Here is a 21634-nt window from a genome sequence, read left to right as displayed (position 1 = left end):
GTCATTGCCTTTTGGAAAACAGATTGCGGTACAGCCGGTAGAAGCGGACGCGAAGGGGCAATCCCGAGCGTTGGTCACGCTGCTGCTGCATCAGTTCGACGGCGGTATCGGCATTGCAGAACTCGCCGGTATCCGGGTCGACATAGGTCGGATACAGCAGCAGCGCGCCGGCAATCAGGGCGTCGAGCGTCAACCGTCGCTGACGCCGCGGGGAGGATAACCGATCGTGGGTCAGCCCCCAACCGGCATAGAAGGGCAGGCCGTAGGTATGCACTTCGACGCCGCGCATCAGACCTTCGAAGCCGGTCAGCGAGCACATGGTGTGGATCTCGTCGGCCAGCTCGATCAGGTCGATGATGTCGCAGTCGACCAGTTCGAGGTCGTAGAGTGTTCGCGCCGTCTTGTCGAGCAGACCGACCCGGGCCCCCGAAACGACGTCGGGGTGTGGCTTGTAGATGACGAAGGCATCGGGACGGTTTTGCCTGACCGCCTCGAGCAGTGCCTGGTTGGTCTTGATCTCGGGGGAGCCATGGGCAATGGAGGCGTCGCTCTCGACCTGGCCGGGTACCAGCACGACCGGGCGCGAGCCGATCGCCTCCGTCGGCAGTGAGGGGCGCTTCTTGCCCTGGACGTTGTATTTCGAGAGCTTGAGCTCGATGAGGCGCTGGCGCAGGCGGTCGGCGCGCGCCAGCAGCTCCGGTTCGAAGTCCGTCTCGGCAAGCAGTCGCTCCAGATCGCTGTCGTGATGGGCATCGTAATAAAGCCCCCGGGAGTCGAACGCCAGCGACAACGGCCGGATCAGGTCGACTCCCAGCCCGACCGAACGGACGAAACCGTCCTCCATCCGCCACAGGTCAAGACCGTGTTGGCGACAGCGGGCCTTGAGCTCGTCGGTGGCCTTCTGTCCCCACACGACGAGGCTGTCGCGGCCCTCCAGCTCGTGCGGCTGCGGCAGGTCGCTCTGAATGAAGCGCACGCTGGAGGCCGGACCCAGGAAGTCGGTAATGAAGGCGCGCTTCCAGCTCGAGAATCCCACGGCCACCCAGTGTCCGGCCAGGCGATCCCGCTGACGTTTCTGGTCGGCGATCAGGTCGATGGTGGCCTCGAGTGTCGACGCCTTCCCGGTGTAGGGATTGGCATAACGGCAGTAGCGCAGGTAGGCCGCGGCGAACAGTTCCAGCAGCGTGCGTGGGCGTTGGCGGCGCTCGCACTGCAGCGCGTCCCGGGTCAGGCCCCAGCCGGCATAGAACGGCATACCGAAGCAGTGGACCGGCTTTTCCGCCATCAGTGCCTCGAATCCCAGTTGGCTGGTGACCACGTAGACCGCGTCGACGGCATCGATCAACGACCACGGATTGATATCGTCGCCGATCAGCCGGCAGCGCGGATGTGACGAGGCCTTGGTCAGGTAGCCCTGCTTGCGTCCGGCGATCACGTCCGGATGGGTCTTGATCAGGATCTCGGCATCGGGGTGCTCGGAAATGGCGCTCTCCAGCATGCGCTGGAACGAGCTGGCGTCGGCCATGCCATGGGTAATCGAGGCATCGTCGCGGGTCTGGTCGATGACCAGCACGCGAGGGCGGTCGGCGGGCGCGAGCGGCCGGTCCGGGGCGTGATTGTACTTCGATAGGCGTAATCGCCGCAGGCGCTGCATGGCCTGGTCCGCCCGCGCCAGTTCCTCCGAGCCGAAGGTCGCCTCGGCGAGAAGCGTCTCCAGGTCCGATGGGCGGGTCGCATCGTAGTAGATGCCGCTGTAGTCGACGACCAGGCTGTGGGGCTGGGAGTAGTTGACCCCCAGCCCCAGCGAGCGCAGGAAGCCGTCCTCGATCGCGATGTAGGGCAGTCCCCGGCGCGTGGCCAGGCGACGCGCCTGTTTCGACGTCGGTTTCAGGCCCCAGCCAAGAATGGCGTCGACGGGCTGGCGGCTACCGGGCTTGAGGCGGATCTGGCGCGAATACTCCGGCAGCAGGCAGCGGATGATGTTCCAGCGGGCCAGGCCCTTGGAAAGATAACCGGCTACGCGATGGGAGGACGGTCGCAGGACTGTCGAATCGTTATGCATGGGTCACAGAGAGCGGGTGCGGTCCGTCGAAGAATTGTCATGTCACTGCCCTGGGCGCTGGTCCGACGCCACCGGCCCGAGTCCGGGGTGTGCAAGGCAGTCCGAGGCGCAGTGTAACGCATCCCGCGAGTCGGGGGCGCTTTTCGGCTGTGTCGAATTGCTAAGCGCCGGGATTTTGCGTAAGCGAAGATCGAAGCGTAAATATGGCAAATGTAAACAAACTTTTCTGCGGGAAAAGTCGATGATCGCGGTATTAATAAAATCAGACTTTCAGTTTTGTATTCGAGGTATTTACTTCAGGAGTTTCCGGGTCGAATGATGAGTTAGATGACGCATTTCTCGTTCAGGAAAGTAAAAACCTTTCGTCAAGCCAGGACGTCGGCAGCGCCGTCATCGACCTAAATTGACTTTAGAATTTCTGTTTTATCATTTAAAAACAATAAATTGACTTAAGTATTAGGCGTTCGTATTTTTGTGTGATTCACTGGTTTGTAACTTTATTTAGCATCCTTTCTAAATCCCGATTTTGCCCTTTACAGGACTTTACCTGCCCCCTTTTAAAGGTTTGACTTCGACCCCGTAACTGATCGAAAAAGAGTCTCGAAAACAATAACTGGAAGCGACGTTGCAAAGGTCTCCATTCGATCTTCGCCGTTGGAAACCTTTTGTTTCGTTACTCTCGATCGGGTGCACGGGAACGTTATGCGCGAACTGACAGTCACGGCTCACACTCACCTCAGGCAGCTCGAGGCGGAGTCGATTCAGATCATCCGGGAGGTGGCAGCGGAGTTTCGCAATCCGGTGATGCTCTACTCGGTTGGCAAGGATTCGTCGGTGATGCTTCACCTGGCGCGAAAGGCGTTCTATCCCGGAACGCCGCCCTTTCCCTTGCTGCACGTCAATACCACCTGGAAGTTCCGCGAGATGATCGCGTTTCGCGATCGTACCGCGGCGCAGGTCGGCATGGAGCTGATCGAGTACGTCAACGAAGAGGGGCGAGCCGCAGGTATCAATCCATTCGATCACGGTAGCGCCACGTACACCGAGATCATGACGACCCAGGCGCTCAAACAGGCGCTCGACAAGTACGGCTTCGACGCCGCGTTCGGGGGCGCACGCCGGGATGAAGAGGCTTCCCGCGCCAAGGAACGTGTCTACTCGTTTCGCGACCGGCATCACCGCTGGGACCCCAAGCGGCAGCGCCCCGAGCTGTGGCGTCTGTACAACGGCAAGGTCAATCCGGGTGAGTCGATTCGCGTCTTCCCGCTTTCCAACTGGACCGAGCTGGATGTCTGGCAGTACATCCATCTCGAGTCGATCCCCATCGTGCCGCTCTACTACGCGGCCCCACGACCGACCGTGCTTCGTGCCGGCCAACTGCTGGCGGTGGACGACGAGCGACTGCCGCTGGCGGCCGGTGAAGTGCCCCAGGAGCGCTGGATCCGCTTCCGCACACTGGGATGCTTCCCGCTGACCGGCGCCATCGAGTCACGCGCTACCACCTTGCCCGCGATCATCCAGGAGATGCTGCTGACTCGCACCAGCGAGCAACTCGGCCGCGCCATCGATCACGATGGCGCCGGCCCGATGGAGAACAGGAAACGTGAGGGGTACTTCTGATGCCTCTCCAGATGATGCGTATCGCCGACGACATCGAGCGCTATCTCAAGACGAACGCCAGCAAGGGGCTGCTGCGATTTCTGACCTGCGGTGGGGCCGACGATGGGAAGTCGACGCTGATAGGCCGGTTGCTGCACGACGCCTTGACGGTCCAGGAGGATCAACTGGCGGCGTTGGTGCGCGAATCGGGGGCACCCGGCAGTCGGATCGGCCAGGTCGATCTGGCGCTGCTGGTCGATGGCCTGCAGTCGGAACGCGAGCAGGGTATGACCATCGATGTCGCCTATCGATTCTTCTGCACCGACAAGCGCAAGTTCATCATCGCCGATGCGCCGGGGCACGAACAGTACACTCGCAACATGGCCACCGGCGCCTCCACGGCGGACCTGGCGATCATCCTGATCGACGCGCGTTACGGGGTGCAGTTGCAGACCCGGCGGCACAGCTTCATCTGCGATCTGCTCGGGATCCGCCACTTCGTGATCGCGATCAACAAGATGGATCTGGTCGGTTACTCCGAAGCGCGATTCCAGGAGATCGTCGCCGACTACCGTGACTTCGCCGACAAGCTGAACGTCAACGACGTGCGTTTCTTGCCCATTTCGGCCTTGACCGGTGCCAACGTCGTCAATCCCGGTAGCGAGATGCGCTGGTACGAAGGCGCCCCGTTGCTGGCCCAGCTCGAGCAGATCGAGATCCTGTCGGCACCGAGCCTGCATGAACTGCGCTTTCCGGTTCAGTACGTCAATCGGCCCAATCTCAACTTCCGTGGATATAGCGGCACGCTGGCCGCCGGCGCGGTGGAGGTGGGCACCGAAATCCGGGTGGAGCCCTCCGGCAAGCGCTCGACGATCGAGCGAATCGTCACCAACGACGGTGACCTGAGCGTTGCCTATCCCGGCCAGTCGGTAACGCTCACGCTCCGCGACCCACTCGATATCTCTCGTGGCGACATGCTGGTGGCGGCGAACAGCGATATCGAACCCAGCTCGGTGTTCACCGCCGACGTGGTGTGGATGCACGAGACCCCGCTGGCGCCGGGACAGGAGTACGAGTTCAAGGCCGGTACCCGGATCGTTTCCGGCCGGGTGACGCGAATCGTCTATCAGATCGACGTCAATACCCTGGCGCGCAGCGCCACCGACGCGTTGCCCCTCAATGGCATCGCCCGATGCCAGATCGAGGTGACGCAACCGCTGGTGCTGGACAGCTACCAGCGCTCCCCCGAGACGGGCAATTTCATCTTCATCGACAAGCTGAGCAACCTGACCGTGGGCGCCGGCATGGTCGTCGATGCTCTTAATATCGGCCACGTGGTCTGGCACGACATGGCCGTCGACAAGCGAAGACGCGCCGAACGCAACCGCCAGAAGCCGAGCGTCATCTGGTTCACGGGGCTGTCTGGCGCCGGTAAGTCCACCGTTGCGGATGCCCTGGAAAGACAGCTCTTCGGCATGGGTTACAACACCTACGTGCTGGACGGGGACAACGTTCGCCACGGGCTTTGCCGCGATCTCGGCTTCAGCGACCGCGACCGTCAGGAAAACATTCGCCGGGTCGGCGAAGTGGCGAAGCTGATGGTCGACGTGGGCGTGATCACCCTGGTCTCGTTCATCTCGCCGTTCCGTGAGGATCGTCGCATCGTCCGCGACATGGTCGAGGCCGACGAGTTCATCGAGGTCTTCGTCAACACGCCACTTTCGGTCTGTGAAAGGCGCGATCCCAAGGGCCTCTATCGCAAGGCCCGCACCGGCGAGATCGATCAGTTTACCGGCATCACTTCTCCTTACGAGGCTCCGGAATCACCGGAAATCGAGATCGACACTTCGATCCATGACCTCGAGGAGACCGTGGGTCAGCTCATCGCCGCCCTGCGGCGTCACCGGATTATCTGACGACAGTTCGAATCGATTCGCCGAACGGCATCCGCGTTGGCGGGCCGATGGCGAAAGGCAGCAAGGCTCCCGGCGATAACGCGCGGGAAACGGAGGGAAGGGTGGGCACGATGAAAAACGAAATCAGAAAACGCAGAAGGGTCGATGGTGCGTCCCGTTGGCTGGCGCTGGCGCTGATGCTTGCCGCCATGTCGGGGTGCGCAACCTCGTCCCAGCAACGCTTCGGCGATGGGGCGGTGATGCCCATGAACGACGCCATGCCAGTCAATGGCCCGCTGGCAACGTTTCTCGATAGCGCCGCCACGGGCAGCGTGACGAATCTGGCGACCACGCCCTGGGGGCCGAATGTCTCCATTCATGCCCGCGAGCGCTACTTCTCGGCCAGCGGTCGGCGGTGTATTCGCCTCGACGTGACCCGCAACGTGGCGCCGGCCGGTGTCCCGGTGGGTCAGGTGAGCTGCCTGGTCCCGGGGAAAGGCTGGTACGCCCAGCGCCTGGTGACGGAAATCATTCGCTAGAGGGGGTTCGGGAGGATTCCGAACACCCTCTCGGCGGCGCCGTCGAAACCCGTCGTTCCCCATGCCGGAACGACCTGATCGCCACCGAATCGACAAATGCCCCAAGGCATTTCGCCGGCGCTCTCATGAGCGAACGCCGGCACTCGATGGCCTGAAAAACACGTGAGGGAAGGGAACCATCATGAAGCGGTTATCAGTGACTTTCCGGGCCATGTGCCTGGTGGCGGTAGCGTGCCTCAACGCTAACTTTGCTCACGGCCAGGACATCGGGCTGAGCAGCGGTGGTCTGCTGGGCAGTGACCAGCAGGCAGAGGCAATGACCTCGCAGTCCGACGAGGCGAATTCGATCGAGACATCGCCGCGGGCGGATTGGGACAGCGGCACCTACGGGCCGGTCGACCCCCGGGTCCAGGCCATGGTCAACCCCGACACGCTGCCACCGTTCGGCGAAAATCTGTTCTCTGGAGGCTTCCGGGGCATGATGGCCGACGGTCTCAATCCGGACTATCTGATCAAGCCGGGTGACCAGATCACGATCCGGGTCTGGGGCGGGGTCGAGATCGACCGGGTACTGGCGGTGGACGCCCAGGGCAATATCTTCCTGCCGCGGATCGGTCCGCTGCAGGTCCAGGGGATCTCCAACGCCCAGCTCAACGCCCGGGTACGCGGCGCGATCCAGTCCGTCTATCCCGAGAACGTCAGCGTTTACACCAATCTCCAGGGCGTGCAGCCGGTGGGCGTCTTCGTCACCGGTTACGTCATGAATCCCGGGCGCTACTCCGGGACGCCGAACGACTCGGTGCTCTACTTCCTCGATCAGGCGGGCGGCATCGATCAGGCGCTGGGCAGTTATCGCCAGGTCGTGATCAAGCGTGGCAACCAGGTCATCAATGTCGTCGATCTCTACAACTTCCTGATCAACGGCGATATCGCGCGGCCGCAGTTCCGGGATGGCGACACCATCGTGGTCGAGGAACGCGGGCCCGCCATCAGCGTCGTCGGCGACGTCCAGAAGAACTACCGCTACGAGTTGATCGGTGACGCACTGACCGGGCAGGACGTGATCAACCTGGCCCGCCTCAAGTCGGGCGTGTCCCACGTGCTGTTGCGCGGCAGCCGCCCGTCGGGGCCGATCTCGCGCTATTTGCCGCTGGCGGAATTCCGTGGCGCCGAGGTTCGTCGCGGCGATGAGGTGCTGTTCAGCGCCGACCAGCGCGACGAGACCATCGTGGTCCAGGTCGAGGGCAGCTATTACGGGCCGTCGCGCTATGCACTGCCGCGGGATGCCCGGTTGGGTGAGTTCCTGAACGCGATCAGCGTGCCCCAGGAGATGACCAGCTATCAGGATGTCTCCATTCGCCGGATCAGCGTGGCGGAGCAGCAGGCGTCGTCGCTGAAGGACAGCCTGCGCCGGCTCGAGACGACCTACCTCGGTTATCCGGCTCGCACGGCCAAGGAGGGCGAGATCCAGGTTCGCCAGGCGGAGTTGATCGAACGGTTCGTCAAGAAAGCCTCGCAGGTCAAGCCGACCGGCCGGCTGGTCGTCGCCAGGGACGGCAACGTCGCCGATATCCGACTGCAGGATGGCGATATCGTGACGATCCCCGAGAACACCGACTCCATTCTGCTGAGCGGCGAAATCATCATTCCCCAGGCGATGGTCTACACGCCGGGCATGAGCGCGCTGGACTACATCCGTCAGGCCGGCGGCTTCACGCCCAGGGCCGACGAGGACCAGGTGCTGGTGGTGCATCGCAACGGGGCGGTGATCCAGGCAGGGCAGACGCGAATGCGCGCCGGCGACGAGATCATCGTGCTACCTGCCGCACCCACCAGCAACATCGAACTGGCTTCCGCGATCACCCAGATCCTGTTCCAGGTCGCCGTGGCGACTCGCGTGGCGCTCGACCTGTGAACGTATCCGATCGTCGGCTCGTTGACCTGATGCACGCGTCGCGCGCGCCTTCTCGAGGGTAATCCGCCATGGCTATGGAAATTTCACGATCGGATTCATCGCAACCGAATTTCGCAGGACCGTCCGGAGGACGAGCCCGTTCCTCGTGGAGAGTGGCCAGGAGCGTCTGGTTTGCCCTGTTCATGCGCGAGACGATCTCGCGCACCATGGCCGACCGCATGGGCTGGTTCTGGATGATCTTCGAACCGCTGGCGATCATCGGCGTGATGGTCTCCGTGCGAGGGCTGTTCATGTCCGGCCGCCATATCGCAGGGGCCGACTATGTCGCCTGGATGGTGGTCGGGCTGATGGGCTTCATGCTGTTCCGCGAGAACATGATGCGCTCGATCGGTGCGATCGAGGCCAATCGCGGCCTGTTCGCCTACCGCCAGGTCAAGCCGATCGATCCGGTGCTGGTGCGCTGCTTTCTCGAGGGCATGCTCAAGTCGCTGATCTTCATCCTGTTCATCACCATAGGCAGCCTGCTCAAGTTCGAGCTGATGCCGGACTATCCGTTCGGCGCGATGATGGATTGGCTGTCGCTGTGGGCGCTGGGTTGGGGCATGGGGCTGACGCTGTCGGTGCTCGGCGATCTAGTCCCTGAGATCGGCAAGGTGGCACGCATCCTCAACCTGCCTCTGCTGCTGCTCTCCGGCGTTATCTTCCCGGTCCTCTACGTGCCGCATCAGTACCGGGAATACCTGCTGATGAACCCGATCGTGCATGGCCTGGAGAGCATGCGGATGAACTTCTTCAGCGGCTACCACACGATCGATGGCATCGACATGACCTACCTGTGGTTCTGGGCGCTGGCGCTGATATCGCTGGGGTTGGTCCTGCACATGCGTTTTCGCGATCAACTGAAAGCGCACTAGGAGGACAGCCCCATGATCGAGATTCGCAATCTCTACAAGCGCTATCACAACCATCATGACAGCCCCTGGGTGCTCAAGGACATCAACCTGACCATCCCGACCGGGGTCAGCGTTGGCCTGCTGGGGCGCAATGGTGCCGGCAAGTCCACCTTGCTGAGGCTGATCGGTGGCATGGACTCCCCCGACCGTGGCGATATCGTCCGCAATAGCCGGGTCTCCTGGCCGATCGGTCTGGCGGGGGGCTTCCAGGGCTCGATGACCGGTCGTCAGAACGTCAAGTTCGTGGCCCGGATCCATGGCGCCGAGGAGGAGATCGAACGTGTGGTTCGGGAGGTCGAGGCCTTCGCCGAGATCGGCAACGCCTTCGACGACCCGGTGAAGACCTACTCGTCGGGGATGCGTTCGCGGCTGGCGTTCGGTCTCTCCCTGGCGTTCGACTTCGACGTCTACCTGTCGGACGAGGCGACCGCCGTCGGCGATCGCGCCTTCAAGGCCAAGGCCAAGGAAGCGTTCAAGGCGCGTGTCGGCAAGGCCAGCCTGATCATGGTCTCCCATGGCGAGGGTGTCCTGCGCGAGTTCTGCGAGGCCGGCATCGTGCTGGAGAAGGGGCAGGCGCGATGGTTCGACGATATCGAGGAGGCCATCGGCGCCTATCACCAGGCAACCGATGGCAAGAAGATCGAGCCTCCCAAGGTGCCGACCTCGCTCTCCGAAGCGAAGCAGCAGTTGATGCAGGCGAATCTCGAGTTCGAGCAGGCTCGCCTCGACTACCAGATAGCCAGTGATGACCCCGCCCGGAACGATCCCGATGACGCGCTGCGCTGGCGCGTGGAGGAGTCCCGCGAGCGGATGCACGAGGCGCGCCGTTACGTTCAGCAGTTCCAGTCGCAGGCGAAAGCCAAGCCTCGCAAACGAACGACAAAGACTACGAAAAAGACAGGTCGGCCATGAACAACTCATCGTCTCTCAACAAGAAGTCACGCTTGCGCAAGTCGCTCCACTGGATCGTGTGCCTGATCGCGATCGTGGTGGTGTCGCTCTATTGGGCGCTGTGGGCCAGCGACCGTTATGTCTCTCACGCCAATGTGGTGCTCGAGAGCCCGCAGCTCGCGGCGCCGACTCTGAGCGTCAGCTCACTGCTCAGCGGCGGCGCCACCAGCAATCTCGCGGACATGTTGCTGCTGCGCGATTACATGCGCTCCGTGGACATGCTGAAGCTGCTCATCGATGAGGCGGATTTCCGCAACCACTACGCCAACTCCGGTGCCGATTTCTTCAGCGCCCTGGGCGACGAGAACGCACCGCTGGAAGAGCTGCACGACTATTACCTTTCCCGGGTGTCGGTGGAGCTGGATGACTATGCCGGCGTGCTGCGAGTCGATGTCGAGGCTTTCACCCCCGAAGAAGCCAACAAGATCAACCGACTGCTGCTGGAAGAGGGGGAGCGCCACATGAACCTGATGGGCCAGCGCCTGGCCGAGGAGCAGGTGCGCTTCCTCGAACAGCAGGTCGCGTTGCTGGAAGACAAGTTCCAGCAGACGCGGGATGCACTGCTCGACTACCAGAACGCCAATGGGCTGGTCTCGCCGACAGGCACCGTGGAGAGCCTCAGTTCGGTCGTGTCGAGCCTGGAAGGTCAACTCGCCATTGCCAAGGCGCGCAAGAGTGCGCTGGCCAGCTACCAGAGCGTCCGTTCGCCGGAGATCGTTCGCATCAATAGCGAGATCAAGGCGCTGACCGATCAGATCGCACAGGAGCAGGCTCGCCTGGCCAGGCAGTCCGGCAACGCGCTCAACAGCATCTCCTCGGAATACCAGACCCTGATGCTGCGGGCGCAGTTTGCCCAGGATAGCTACTCCGGGGCGCTGGGCGCGCTCGAGAACACTCGGATCGAGGCGGCGCGCAAGCTGAAGCAGGTCTCCGTGCTCCAGACGCCGACAATGCCGGAATACCCCGAACAGCCCGAGCGGCTCTACAACTCGGTGGTATTCGCGGTCATCGCGCTGTTCATCACCCTGATCCTCAACATGCTGATCCTGATCGTGAAGGATCACCGCGACTGACCGGACCGGCATGGCCGGGGCCGGCTGTCGCCGCGCCCCGGGCCATGCCGTCCGCAGCAAACAACGACCAACCATGGATCGCACGATCGATCCACCCAGCGCTGTCTGGACCCCGCTCGGCGAGACACGAGCGTATTCAGGCAGGGCGCAACAGGCTCGACGGGGGAATCACCATGAGCAAGACATTTCTGGTAACAGGTGGCGCCGGATTCATCGGCTCGGCAGTGGTGCGCGAACTGATAGAGCACACGCCGCATCGCGTCATCAATGTCGACAAATTGACCTATGCCGGCAATCCGGAGTCGCTGGCGAGGGTGGACAGCGACGAACGCTACGAGTTTCGCCTCGCCGATATCTGTGACGGCGTGGCCATGGCCAGGATCTTCAACGAGTACCAGCCGGACGTGGTGATGCACCTGGCGGCGGAGAGCCACGTGGATCGCTCCATCGACGGACCGGCCGACTTCATCGAGACCAACATCGTGGGCACGTACGTGCTGCTGGAGGCAGCCCGCGGCTACTTCAAAGGGCTGCAGGAGAGCGACCCGGCCAGGGCCGCGGCGTTTCGCTTCCACCATATCTCCACCGACGAGGTCTATGGCGATCTTCATGGCGTGGACGACCTGTTCATGGAAACCACGCCCTACGCGCCGAGCTCGCCCTATTCGGCCAGCAAGGCCAGTTCCGATCACCTGGTCCGTGCCTGGCATCGGACCTTCGGCCTGCCGACCGTGGTCACCAACTGCTCCAACAACTACGGCCCGTTCCACTTCCCGGAGAAGCTGATCCCGCTGACGATTCTCAACGCGCTGGCGGGACAGCCGCTGCCGGTCTACGGCGATGGCAAGCAGATTCGGGACTGGCTGTTCGTCGAGGATCACGCGCGAGCGCTGGTGCAGGTCGCCAGCGAAGGGGTGATCGGCGAGACCTACAACATCGGTGGCCACAACGAGAAGCAGAACCTCCAGGTCGTCGAGACGATCTGCGAGTTGCTCGAGGAGCTTGCCCCGAACAAGCCCGATGGCGTCGTCCGCTATCGCGACCTGATCACTTTCGTGGTCGACCGGCCGGGCCATGACCAGCGCTATGCCATCGACGCTTCCAAGATCCAGCGGGAGCTGGGCTGGAGCCCCCGCGAGACTTTCGAAAGCGGCATGCGAAAGACCGTGCAGTGGTTCCTCGAGAACGACACCTGGTGGCGCCGGGTTCAGAACGGCAGCTATCAGGGTGAGCGTCTGGGAGCGACCGCATGAGCACGCTGATTCTTGGTGGCAACGGCCAGGTCGGATTCGAGTTGCAGCGTGCGTTGTCGCCGCTTGGCGAGTGTGTCGCCCCGGCTCGTCGTTCGCTCGATCTGATGAATGCCGACGCCGTCGCCCGTCTGCTCGACCAGACCCGGCCGAAGCTGATCGCCAACGCGGCGGCATGGACCGCGGTGGACGCCGCGGAGACGGCGCGGGGGGAAGCCTTCCGGCTCAATGCCGAACTGCCGGCCCAACTGGCCGACTACTGCGCCACGCACTCGGCGAGGCTCGTCCACTACTCCTCGGACTACGTCTATCCCGGTGGCGGCAACGCTGCCTGGCAGGAGTCCAGCGAAACAGGTCCGCTCTCGGCCTACGGAGAGAGCAAGCTCGCCGGCGACGACGCGGTGCTGGGCAGCGGAGCGGACGCCCTGATCTTCCGCACCAGTTGGGTCTACAGCGCGCGTGGCAACAATTTCATGAAGACCATGCTGCGCCTGGCCAAGGAGCGTGACGCCCTGAGTGTCGTCGGCGACCAGATCGGCGCGCCGACGCCCGCCCGGCTGATTGCCGATCTGACCCTGCTGGCCGTTCGGCAGCAGGGCGCAGGGCGCCTGGACCCCGGTATCTATCACCTCGCACCGCGTGGCGAAACCAGCTGGCACGGTTTCGCCCAGGCGATATTCCGGCATGCGGCCGCGCTCGGACAGCCCCTGAGGCTGGGGCCGGAGGGGGTGGCATCGATCCCCACCGCCAGCTACCCCACGCCCGCCCGCCGACCGCTCAATTCACGACTGTCCCTGGAGAAAATCGAGCATGCGCTCGGCGTCACGCTGCCGGATTGGGAATCCCAGTTACGGCTGACGCTGGCGGAGTGGCTCGAGACCGCGTAGCAGGCCGCAAGGCGCGAAGGCGTCCTCTCGTAAAAGCGAGTCCTGAGAGAGGCCGCTTTTATACCGTTATCTTGAATGTCTGACTCGATCTTGGGATCGAAAAGGAGTTTCACCATGGCACGTAAAGGCATCATCCTGGCCGGCGGTTCCGGCACCCGGCTGCATCCGATCACCCAGGGCATCTCCAAGCAACTGCTGCCGGTGTACGACAAGCCGATGATCTACTACCCGATCTCGGTGCTGATGCTGGCCGGGATTCGCGAGATCCTGATCATCTCGACGCCCTCCGACCTGCCGCAGTATCAGTACCTGCTGGGCGATGGCGCGCAGTTCGGCCTGCGTTTCGAGTACGCCGAGCAGCCGTCACCGGATGGACTGGCCCAGGCATTCCTGATCGGCGAGTCGTTCATCGGCGACGATTCGGTCTGCCTGGTGCTGGGGGACAACGTCTTCCACGGGCAACATTTCTCCGAGCAGCTGATGCGAGCGTCGGACGTGGAGAAGGGCGCGACGGTCTTCGGCTATCTGGTCAAGGATCCGGAGCGGTTCGGCGTGGTGGAGTTCGACGCCTCCGGCAAGGCGCTGTCGATCGAGGAGAAGCCGATCAAGCCCAAGTCGCCCTATGCGGTTACCGGACTCTATTTCTACGACAACGACGTGGTGGAGATCGCCCATCAGGTCAAGCCCTCCGAACGCGGCGAACTGGAGATCACCAGTATCAACAACGCCTACCTGGAGCGGGGCGACCTGCACGTGGAGCGTCTGGGACGCGGTTTCGCATGGCTGGATACCGGCACCCACGACAGTCTGCTGGAAGCCGGCCAGTACGTGCAGACGATCGAGCACCGCCAGGGTCTCAAGGTCGCCTGCCTGGAGGAGATCGCCTGGAACCAGGGCTGGATCGACGACGCAACGCTGGCCGAACGCGGTAACGCGTTGAAAAAGACCGGTTATGGCCAGTACCTGCTGAAGCGTCTCGAGGACGCCCAGCGCGGTGCGACGGTCGGCGAGGCCGCCGTGGCCGGCCTCCGCAGCAACCGTTGACCCTCCGAAGACAATCATCGCAGCCCGAGAGACGGACGACATGAACTACGAAAAGCTCGCCATCCCCGATGTCGTGTTGATGACGCCGAAGGTCTTCGGCGACGAGCGGGGATTCTTCCTCGAGACCTTCCGCCACAGCGAATTCGTCGAACACTGCGGCGACTACCGGTTCGTGCAGGATAACCACAGCAAGTCCGGCCAGGGCATCCTGCGCGGCCTCCACTATCAGTTGCAGCAGCCCCAGGGGAAGCTCGTGCGCGTCACGCGGGGCGAGGTGTACGACGTGGCGGTCGATCTTCGCCGCAGCTCGCCCACCTTCGGTCGCTGGGTCGGTGCGCTGCTGAGCGAGAACAACCGACGAATGCTATGGGTCCCGCCGGGATTCGCGCACGGCTTCTATGTCACCAGCGACGTGGCCGAGTTCCAGTACAAATGCACGGACTACTACGCACCGGGCGACGAGTACAGCCTGCACTGGAACGATCCGCAACTGGCCATCGAGTGGCCGCTGGTAAATGGCAGGCCGGTGACATCGGAGAAGGATGACGCGGGCAGTGCGCTGGCCGACGCGGCCGTCTTCGCCTAGGTCATGGCCGAAAAGCACCGTGCTAGGTCACAGGGCGTTGAAAATCGGCCCGTTGAATCTCGTTCAGCTCTTTCTCAGGGCGGCTTGAGGGGCGAGTGGAGCGATTCACGGGCTCACTGACGCCCCGCAAGCGGGTACGCCAGCCCGCACCGTTCTTTGACTCACGACATCCTTGCCGTTCGCGCCTCATGCAGCGGCGCTGTCCAGATCGCCAATCCTGACGATTTGTCGTCAATTCTTGCCCTGGCTACACGCCCCGGCATGGCCATCGCCCGTGGACTTTTCAGGCATGGCCTGGCGCCTGCCAACCTGCGGGTTGCTGGACCGCGCGCCGAGGCCATTTGGACTCAACTGTGCTGCCCGTGGGGGGCGGCTTCGATCATTCTTGGGGATTGCCCGTATGAAAATCACCGTTTTTGGCACCGGCTATGTTGGCCTGGTGACCGGCGCCTGTCTGGCGGATGTGGGTCACGACGTGGTCTGCGTCGATATCGATCAGAGTCGGATCGAACGCCTGGTCCAGGGGGAGATCCCCATCTACGAACCGGGCCTGGAGTCGATGGTCCTGCGCAACGTCGAGGGGCAGCGCCTGCAGTTCACCACGGACGCGAGCATGGCAGTCGAGCATGGGGTTCTGCAGTTCATCGCCGTCGGCACCCCGCCCGACGAGGATGGTAGTGCCGATCTCCAGTACGTGCTGGCCGTGGCTTCCACCATCGGCCAGTACATGAACGGCTACAAGGTCGTCATCGACAAGTCGACGGTGCCGGTCGGCACGGCCGACAAGGTTCGCGATCGCATCGCCGGCATCCTCCAGGAACGCGCCGTCGAGCTGGCGTTCGATGTCTGTTCCAATCCCGAGTTTCTCAAGGAGGGATCGGCGCTCGAGGACTTCACGCGCGGTGCGCGGATTGTCGTCGGTACTGACTCCGACCGCGTGAGCGAGCTGATGCGGGAGTGCTATGCCCCCTACAACCGCAATCGCGAGAAGCTGATGCTGATGAGCGTGCGCGCGGCCGAGCTGACCAAGTACGCGGCCAATGCAATGCTGGCGACCAAGATCAGCTTCATGAACGAGATGGCCAATCTGGCGGAACGCCTCGGGGCGGATATCGAGGATGTCCGGCGAGGTATCGGCTCCGACCCGCGTATCGGCTACCACTTCATCTACCCGGGCTGCGGCTATGGCGGCTCCTGCTTCCCGAAAGACGTCCAGGCGCTGGCGCGAACCGCCAGCAAGGTCGGCTACGAGGCCGAGTTGCTCAAGGCGGTCGAGGCGGTCAACAAGCGCCAGAAGTCGACGCTGTTCGAGAAGCTCTCGCACGCCCTGGGCGGCGAGCTGCAAGGCAAGACGATCGCGGTGTGGGGGTTGGCGTTCAAGCCCGAGACCGATGACATGCGCGATGCCCCGAGCCGGGAACTGATGGAGACCCTGTGGGCCCACGGTGCGACGGTACAGGCCTACGATCCCGAAGCGATGAAGGAGTGCCGACGTCTTTACGGCGAGCGGGACGACCTGGTGCTGGTGGCCGATCGCGTCCAGGCGGTCAAGCGGGCCGACGCGCTGGTGATCTGCACCGAGTGGAAAGAGTTCCGCACACTGGATGGCGAATGGATTCGAGGTCAGTTGACCCGGCCGATAGTCATCGATGGTCGCAATCTGTTCGACCCGGACATCATGTCGGCGGCCGGGATCGACTATTACGCCGTGGGACGTGGCAAGAACAGCCAATCCCCGATCACTGCCTGACACCCATCCTTACCGGATTCGACGGGCCATGAGGCTTGGAAATCGCTGGGCAGGGAAGCCCTCGAGCGATTGTGAAAAGGTCCGCTCTTGGAATGGCATGAGAATACTCAATATCGATATTAATCAAGACTAGTACCCGAGGTGATGAAGCTTTTCATGTTTTCACCGAGACGGCGGAATCATGGGGAATAGGGTGGTGAATATCGATGAGTAAAATCATCTTCACCGGAAGCTGAGTCGAGATTACTCTGACTAAAGTCTTAACGGTGATTGTCGAAGCAACAGCGAGCGGCGGCTTCACGATAATAAAACGATATTGTCATTTTTCTGTTGCTTTGTCGTCATATGGCGACAGCATTGCCGTTTAAATAACGATTTCCTGGAGGCGGCCTTGTTTTAATGAGGGGTTGTCTCTAAGCACGACTTTTGCCGAATTAATATAGAAAAGTTTCCCATTTGGTCAGTGTGGAGTTGGCCAAAGATAGGGGCGATCGATTGTCAATCGGCGAACCTTATACCAAGACATGTCGATGTTATTAAGTCCGGCAGTGTCGGATGATCGCGAAGAAGACGATAAGCGTCACTCATCGTGACAAATCAAATGTGAGATGAGGCACCATCATGCAAGCCAAGAGCCGAGCATTATATGAATTCGGGGCGACCTTCCTCGGTCCCGCGCTGCACGTCTACGCCGAGTCCATAGAAGTCGAGGCCGATGGTCATCTGCCGGTTTGCCTGGCGCGAGAGGGGTGGTGCTTTCATCGTCTACTGACCCGTCTGCAGCAAGAATCCTCGATAGAGCTTGCCAACGATCCTGTCTATCTTCGGGTTTCCAGGACGTTGCTGTTCCGCGCCATGCTGGGCTCGGAAACGATCACCCCGATGGCACTGGGCAATGATTTCTCGGGCAGTGTGCTGGATCTGATGCGCAAGCGGTTCGGTCTCCAGCTACACGAGATATTCGCGGCGTTGCCGTTCGAACTGCTTCGGTTCAACTGCGAGCTTCCCAAGGACAAGGAACTGGTCTTCCAGTGGCTGTCTCCCCATCTTGAAGCGTTGAATAAAGTGGTATCTCCGACCCGAAAAGCGCTCGTCGCCTATTTGCGGAGATCCGGATTGGCGGACCCGGAAAAACGTCCCTTGATGCTGGATCTGGGATATTCAGGGACCATTCAGAAGATTCTGACCCATATCCTGGAGCGGGATACAACGGGCCTCTATTTCATCGCCACCAAACCGGGCGACGCGGAAGTCAGCCGACATCATGCGCTGTTGAAAGGCGTTTTCCATGAGGGCGTGGGATGGCGAAACGGCTGCACCATGCTCGATCGCTCGCTGTTATTCGAATGTCTGCTGACGGCGCCCCATGGCCAGATGGTCGATATCCGGCAGAAAAGCAACGGAGAATTCGAGTATTTCTACGGCAGACAGGCCGCGACCCAGCGCCATTTTCAGGATCTCAAGACGGTTTTCGATGGTGCGATCGATCACGTCGTGATGTGTCGGCGCCATGGTGTGACTTACACGAAGCAGGACGTCCAGGCGCTCTACGAAGTTTTCGCGACCCGACCCAACTGTATTCCGCACGATGTCTGGCACCTTTTCAGTGTCGACGATGACATTACTGGCAATGGCATCGTCAATCCGATGCAAATGTTCGCAATATAAATGAGAGGCGGGGGCCACATGAAACCGACGGGAAAGATGATATCGCTGCTACCGTGGCTATTTCAGACCCAGTTTGCGAGTCAGGCGCGCAAGCGGCGTCTGGCGGCGGAAGAGGTGGTGGGGATGGACGATAATATCGTCGTACCCGAGGGCGGTGTCGAGGATCAGCCGCGCAAGGAGCCGGCTCTCGACGACAAGAACCTGGTGACCGTGACGGAGACCTTCGTCGTCACCGACGGCGACGCGGTCAACGACGATCTCGCCCCCGTCGACGAAGAGGCTCCGGCGACAGCGGTGTCTCCCGTCTCCCCGGTCGATACCGACCCGAGTGCGGAGTCGGAATCCGCCGAGCCCGAGGTGGTCGATCTCCCGCTGGGCAATACCGCCAACGACGGCGGCGGTCACGCCGCGATGATGAGCCAGGCGTTCATGGATGGGCTGAACACGGGCCTGTTCGATCCCAAGTGGTATCAGGCCACCTACGGCCTGCGCTTCGCGACCCAGCGGGAGGCGTTCGACGACTACGTTCGCAAGTCGCGCTTCGCGCCGGTGAACCCGTCGCCGAAATTCGACAGCGAAACCTACCACCGGATGTACATCGATGTCTTTCACGCCCAGCAGAGCCCGCTGCAACACTACTTGCTGCACGGGCGGAGCGAGGGTCGACAGCATGTACCCGCGACGGTGCGGTGGTATCCCCGGGAGATCGTCGCGCCCCGCAAGACGCTGACCCCGGCGGCCGGCAAGCTGAAGGTCGCGCTCTGCCTGCATGTCTTCTACGTCGATTTCCTGGACCGTTTCGCCAAGGCCATCGAGCGGTTCCCGGTGACCGTGGACGTCTACCTGACGCTGGCGGACGCCAGTTTCGAGACGCGGGCGCGGCAACTGTTCGGCGAGCATGCGCGGGTGAACAAGCTGGAGACGCGAGTCGTGCCCAACCGCGGCCGAAACTTCGGCCCGGTGCTGGTGGAGTATGGCCAGGCCCTGCAGGAGTACGACCTCTTCTGCCATCTGCATTCGAAGAAGTCGCTCTACTCCGGCAAGGAACAGACCCAGTGGGCGGAGTATCTGATCGAGTACCTGCTGCGCGACGTCTCGGTGGTGACCCGGCTGTTGAATGCGTTCGCCGCCGACGATTCGCTGGGGCTCTACTATCCGACCACGTTCTGGATGATGCCGTCTTGGGTCAATCACCAGACCATGAACAAGGGCTTCATGCGTGAATGGCAGCAGAAGCTCGGCCTCGGACATATCCCCGAGTTCCTGAGCTATCCCGCCGGCGGCATGTTCTGGTCGCGTCCGCAGGCGATGCAGGGCGTCCTGGATCAATCCTGGACCTACGAGGACTTTCCCGAGGAGCCGCTGCCCAACGACAACTCGATGCTGCATGCCCTCGAGCGCGTCCTGGGGCCGTTGGCCGAACACCACGGCTTTCGCCAGCTGTTCTTCTACCCGCCCACCGGCCAGTTCACTACCGACAACGGCTATATCACCGCGAGTTACCACGGCCGCCTGGAACAGCATATCGCCAGCATCCAGGCGCATGCCTGCATCAGCTTCGATGTCTTCGACACGCTCGTGCGTCGCGAGTACACGGTGCCGGACTACGCCAAGCTGAAGTTGGGCAAGACGCTGGCCGAGCAGGGATTCGTCCCGTCGGCGCAGGCTTTCGTCAAGCTGCGTAACGAGGCGGAATCGACGCTTCGCCAGCGCGCCAACTTCAAGGGCGACGTCCGTATCGAGGCGGTCTACGACGAGCTGGCGGACCAACTGGATGTCGCTCCGGACATCGCCCAGGAGTGGATGGAGCTCGAGTACGAGCTCGACCTGGAGATGATCCAGCCCAAGGATGAGATGGTCGAGCTGTTCAATCATCTCGCCGCGCAGGGACACATCCTGTGGGTGATCTCCGACAGCTATTACAACCGCGAGCAGGTCGGACTGATGCTGCGCAAGGCCGGTGTCGCCGCGGCTTACCGCCTGATGGTCTCCAGCGAGGAGCAGGCGCGCAAGGACAACGGTTCGATGTGGGTCAAGGTGAAACAGGACCTGGCCAATGAGGGTATCGATCGCCACCTGCACATCGGCGACAACGTGGTGGCGGACGCGCAGATGCCGGGGGATCTGGGGCTGACGACTTTCCATATCCTGCACCCCATGGACAAGTGGGCTGCGCTGGGATTCCCGGCGGTGCTGCACGGCGCGGATGGGCTGGACGAGATGGAAATACTCAAGTGGGGGCGGCTGATCAACGAGGTGGGGAGAAACCCGTTCATCGGCGAGTGACGAGGCTCGCCGCCACCTCGTGGCGATCCGGGCGCTTGGGGCCTCGGTCGACATGACGCTGTCGACATCCGCCGGGTTCGGAAGTCGAGCCAGCTTACCGGCGCCGAGGCGATCCGCTACCGATCGCCGGCGCCATTCCAGCGATGTGCTTTAGGGGTCGAGGGGGATGCGTGACGACCGATTTACAGCGCGCGAATACCCGCGCCACGTCGAACATCTGTTTTACCGCCCTGACGATGGTGCGTGGCGAGAGCGATATCGTCTGGTCTTCCCTGTTGCATCACGCGCGGCTGGGATTTCAGCGTCTTGTCGTCATCAGCTATCTGGAGCATGACTTCCTGCGTCAATGCACCGACAAGCTGAGGGCCGACTTCCCCGCGCTGGAAGTCGATCTCGTCGAATTGGAGAGTCGCGGGCATTTCGGCAGGCGCAAAGCGTTCTATGTCAATCGAGCGCTGTCGATGTTCATCGACCCCAAGCTGGACAATTACGTCTACTGCTTCGATGCCGACGAATTTCTGTCGCTGGGAGCGTATGGCTCGATCGGCGAATTCTACGCCGCGTTCAGGGCCGGGCTGCAGCGCAGCGACGGATCGGCGGGCGTGGGGGAGTGCTTCCTGCTGCCCTGGTTGAACCTGATCCCCCAACGTCGCCACTACCAGGAGCGGGACCTGAGCGGCCAGTTTCTCGAGGGCGATTACCTTTGTGTCGATACCCGGCACAACAGTCGGCACAAGGTGCTGTTTCGCAAGCGTCCCGGTACCCGGGTTCACATGGCTTACCACCAGGCCTTCGTGGGCGAGAAGGATGTGCCGGTGATGCCGGACCCCGAAACGTTGGCGTTCGTCGAGAAGAGCGGGGCCTGTGTCTATCACGTGCCGTTGCGGAGCCCAGGCCAGTTTCGCCATCGCCTGGAAGGGCCATTGCGGCGCGTCATGACACAGTCCGAAACGGGGGCGTCTCCGGCTCACGCGGCGCTGTCCAGCGATGTCGCCGATGAGCTGTTCTCGGCCTGTACCGCCAGCCAGCCACGATTCAACAGTCTTGCCGAAGCCGCTGATGTCTTCGGTGAAGCCATTACCGATAGAAAGATTCGGGCCATCACTCGGTTCATTTACCGCCATCGAGTGGACGTCGGCCCGGTTCTGGGCTCCGCGAAATAGTCGCGGCGCTCGA

Annotated in this window: 16 protein-coding genes; 15 read left to right on the top strand and 1 reads right to left on the bottom strand. The window is 62.1% G+C overall.

Going from position 1 to position 21634, the window contains the following annotated elements; genetic code table 11:
* Position 1: 1 nt before the first annotated feature.
* On the bottom strand, positions 2-2062 hold the full coding sequence (locus DOM54_RS12575) for a capsular polysaccharide biosynthesis protein (RefSeq protein ID WP_110716617.1): 2061 nt from the start codon (positions 2060-2062) through the stop codon (positions 2-4).
* Positions 2063-2764: 702 nt separating this feature from the next.
* Here DOM54_RS12575 and cysD point away from each other — a divergent pair.
* The 15 genes from cysD (at position 2765) to DOM54_RS20035 (ending at position 21621) form a co-directional block, all read left to right on the top strand.
* Positions 2765-3682 (top strand): sulfate adenylyltransferase subunit CysD, encoded by a 918-nt coding sequence (cysD, locus tag DOM54_RS12570; protein ID WP_110716616.1) that lies wholly within the window; start codon positions 2765-2767, stop codon positions 3680-3682.
* A complete protein-coding gene (gene cysN / locus DOM54_RS12565) occupies positions 3682-5577 on the top strand; it encodes a sulfate adenylyltransferase subunit CysN (RefSeq protein WP_110716615.1) in 1896 nt (631 codons plus the stop codon). The genes cysD and cysN overlap by 1 nt, the downstream gene beginning before the upstream one ends.
* Before the next feature lie 110 nt (positions 5578-5687).
* Entirely contained in the window at positions 5688-6095 is a 408-nt protein-coding gene (locus DOM54_RS12560) for a DVU3141 family protein (protein WP_162619853.1), read from the top strand.
* 181 nt (positions 6096-6276) lie between these two features.
* Positions 6277-8010 carry a polysaccharide biosynthesis/export family protein gene (locus tag DOM54_RS12555; protein WP_110716613.1) on the top strand — a complete coding sequence of 578 codons (1734 nt, stop codon included), beginning with the start codon at positions 6277-6279 and terminating at the stop codon, positions 8008-8010.
* A gap of 68 nt (positions 8011-8078) precedes the next feature.
* Positions 8079-8924: an ABC transporter permease gene (locus DOM54_RS12550; protein WP_338067023.1), complete on the top strand. Its 846-nt coding sequence runs from the start codon at positions 8079-8081 to the stop codon at positions 8922-8924.
* Between the two features lie 12 nt (positions 8925-8936).
* The gene (locus DOM54_RS12545; RefSeq protein ID WP_110716611.1) at positions 8937-9875 is read left to right on the top strand and encodes an ABC transporter ATP-binding protein; all 939 of its coding nucleotides are present in this window, start codon (positions 8937-8939) and stop codon (positions 9873-9875) included.
* Positions 9872-10987 (top strand): KpsE/RkpR family capsule polysaccharide export protein, encoded by a 1116-nt coding sequence (locus DOM54_RS12540; RefSeq protein WP_110716610.1) that lies wholly within the window; start codon positions 9872-9874, stop codon positions 10985-10987. Before DOM54_RS12545 ends, DOM54_RS12540 begins: the two co-directional genes overlap by 4 nt.
* A 173-nt stretch (positions 10988-11160) precedes the next feature.
* On the top strand, positions 11161-12240 hold the full coding sequence (gene rfbB / locus DOM54_RS12535) for a dTDP-glucose 4,6-dehydratase (RefSeq protein ID WP_110716609.1): 1080 nt from the start codon (positions 11161-11163) through the stop codon (positions 12238-12240).
* Positions 12237-13124, top strand: coding sequence for a dTDP-4-dehydrorhamnose reductase (gene rfbD / locus DOM54_RS12530; protein ID WP_110716608.1), 888 nt, complete (start codon positions 12237-12239; stop codon positions 13122-13124). The genes rfbB and rfbD overlap by 4 nt, the downstream gene beginning before the upstream one ends.
* Before the next feature lie 114 nt (positions 13125-13238).
* Positions 13239-14168 (top strand): glucose-1-phosphate thymidylyltransferase RfbA, encoded by a 930-nt coding sequence (gene rfbA, locus DOM54_RS12525; protein ID WP_110716607.1) that lies wholly within the window; start codon positions 13239-13241, stop codon positions 14166-14168.
* Between the two features lie 40 nt (positions 14169-14208).
* Positions 14209-14754, top strand: coding sequence for a dTDP-4-dehydrorhamnose 3,5-epimerase (gene rfbC, locus DOM54_RS12520; RefSeq protein ID WP_110716606.1), 546 nt, complete (start codon positions 14209-14211; stop codon positions 14752-14754).
* A 400-nt stretch (positions 14755-15154) separates the two neighbouring features.
* Positions 15155-16504, top strand: a complete 1350-nt coding sequence (locus DOM54_RS12515) for a UDP-glucose dehydrogenase family protein (RefSeq protein ID WP_110716605.1) — start codon at positions 15155-15157, stop codon at positions 16502-16504.
* Between the two features lie 882 nt (positions 16505-17386).
* Positions 17387-18172, top strand: coding sequence for a hypothetical protein (locus DOM54_RS12510; RefSeq protein ID WP_206019085.1), 786 nt, complete (start codon positions 17387-17389; stop codon positions 18170-18172).
* Positions 18173-18190: 18 nt separating this feature from the next.
* Positions 18191-20458: a rhamnan synthesis F family protein gene (locus tag DOM54_RS12505; protein ID WP_206019084.1), complete on the top strand. Its 2268-nt coding sequence runs from the start codon at positions 18191-18193 to the stop codon at positions 20456-20458.
* 170 nt (positions 20459-20628) lie between these two features.
* Entirely contained in the window at positions 20629-21621 is a 993-nt protein-coding gene (locus DOM54_RS20035; RefSeq protein WP_162619852.1) for a glycosyltransferase family protein, read from the top strand.
* Positions 21622-21634: the final 13 nt, after the last annotated feature.

The sequence above is a fragment of the Salinicola acroporae genome (assembly GCF_003206615.1).
In the GTDB taxonomy this organism is placed as follows: domain Bacteria; phylum Pseudomonadota; class Gammaproteobacteria; order Pseudomonadales; family Halomonadaceae; genus Salinicola; species Salinicola acroporae.
The sequence above is the reverse complement of the archived record's forward strand: the minus strand, read 5'-3'. Positions and strand labels throughout refer to the sequence as shown.

Coding starts and splice junctions, on each gene's coding strand:
- DOM54_RS12575 (WP_110716617.1), bottom strand. CDS start 2,062: ATGCATAACGATTCGACAGTCCTGCGACCGTCCTCCCATCGCGTAGCC.
- cysD (WP_110716616.1), top strand. CDS start 2,765: ATGCGCGAACTGACAGTCACGGCTCACACTCACCTCAGGCAGCTCGAG.
- cysN (WP_110716615.1), top strand. CDS start 3,682: ATGCCTCTCCAGATGATGCGTATCGCCGACGACATCGAGCGCTATCTC.
- DOM54_RS12560 (WP_162619853.1), top strand. CDS start 5,688: ATGAAAAACGAAATCAGAAAACGCAGAAGGGTCGATGGTGCGTCCCGT.
- DOM54_RS12555 (WP_110716613.1), top strand. CDS start 6,277: ATGAAGCGGTTATCAGTGACTTTCCGGGCCATGTGCCTGGTGGCGGTA.
- DOM54_RS12550 (WP_338067023.1), top strand. CDS start 8,079: ATGGCTATGGAAATTTCACGATCGGATTCATCGCAACCGAATTTCGCA.
- DOM54_RS12545 (WP_110716611.1), top strand. CDS start 8,937: ATGATCGAGATTCGCAATCTCTACAAGCGCTATCACAACCATCATGAC.
- DOM54_RS12540 (WP_110716610.1), top strand. CDS start 9,872: ATGAACAACTCATCGTCTCTCAACAAGAAGTCACGCTTGCGCAAGTCG.
- rfbB (WP_110716609.1), top strand. CDS start 11,161: ATGAGCAAGACATTTCTGGTAACAGGTGGCGCCGGATTCATCGGCTCG.
- rfbD (WP_110716608.1), top strand. CDS start 12,237: ATGAGCACGCTGATTCTTGGTGGCAACGGCCAGGTCGGATTCGAGTTG.
- rfbA (WP_110716607.1), top strand. CDS start 13,239: ATGGCACGTAAAGGCATCATCCTGGCCGGCGGTTCCGGCACCCGGCTG.
- rfbC (WP_110716606.1), top strand. CDS start 14,209: ATGAACTACGAAAAGCTCGCCATCCCCGATGTCGTGTTGATGACGCCG.
- DOM54_RS12515 (WP_110716605.1), top strand. CDS start 15,155: ATGAAAATCACCGTTTTTGGCACCGGCTATGTTGGCCTGGTGACCGGC.
- DOM54_RS12510 (WP_206019085.1), top strand. CDS start 17,387: ATGGCACTGGGCAATGATTTCTCGGGCAGTGTGCTGGATCTGATGCGC.
- DOM54_RS12505 (WP_206019084.1), top strand. CDS start 18,191: ATGAAACCGACGGGAAAGATGATATCGCTGCTACCGTGGCTATTTCAG.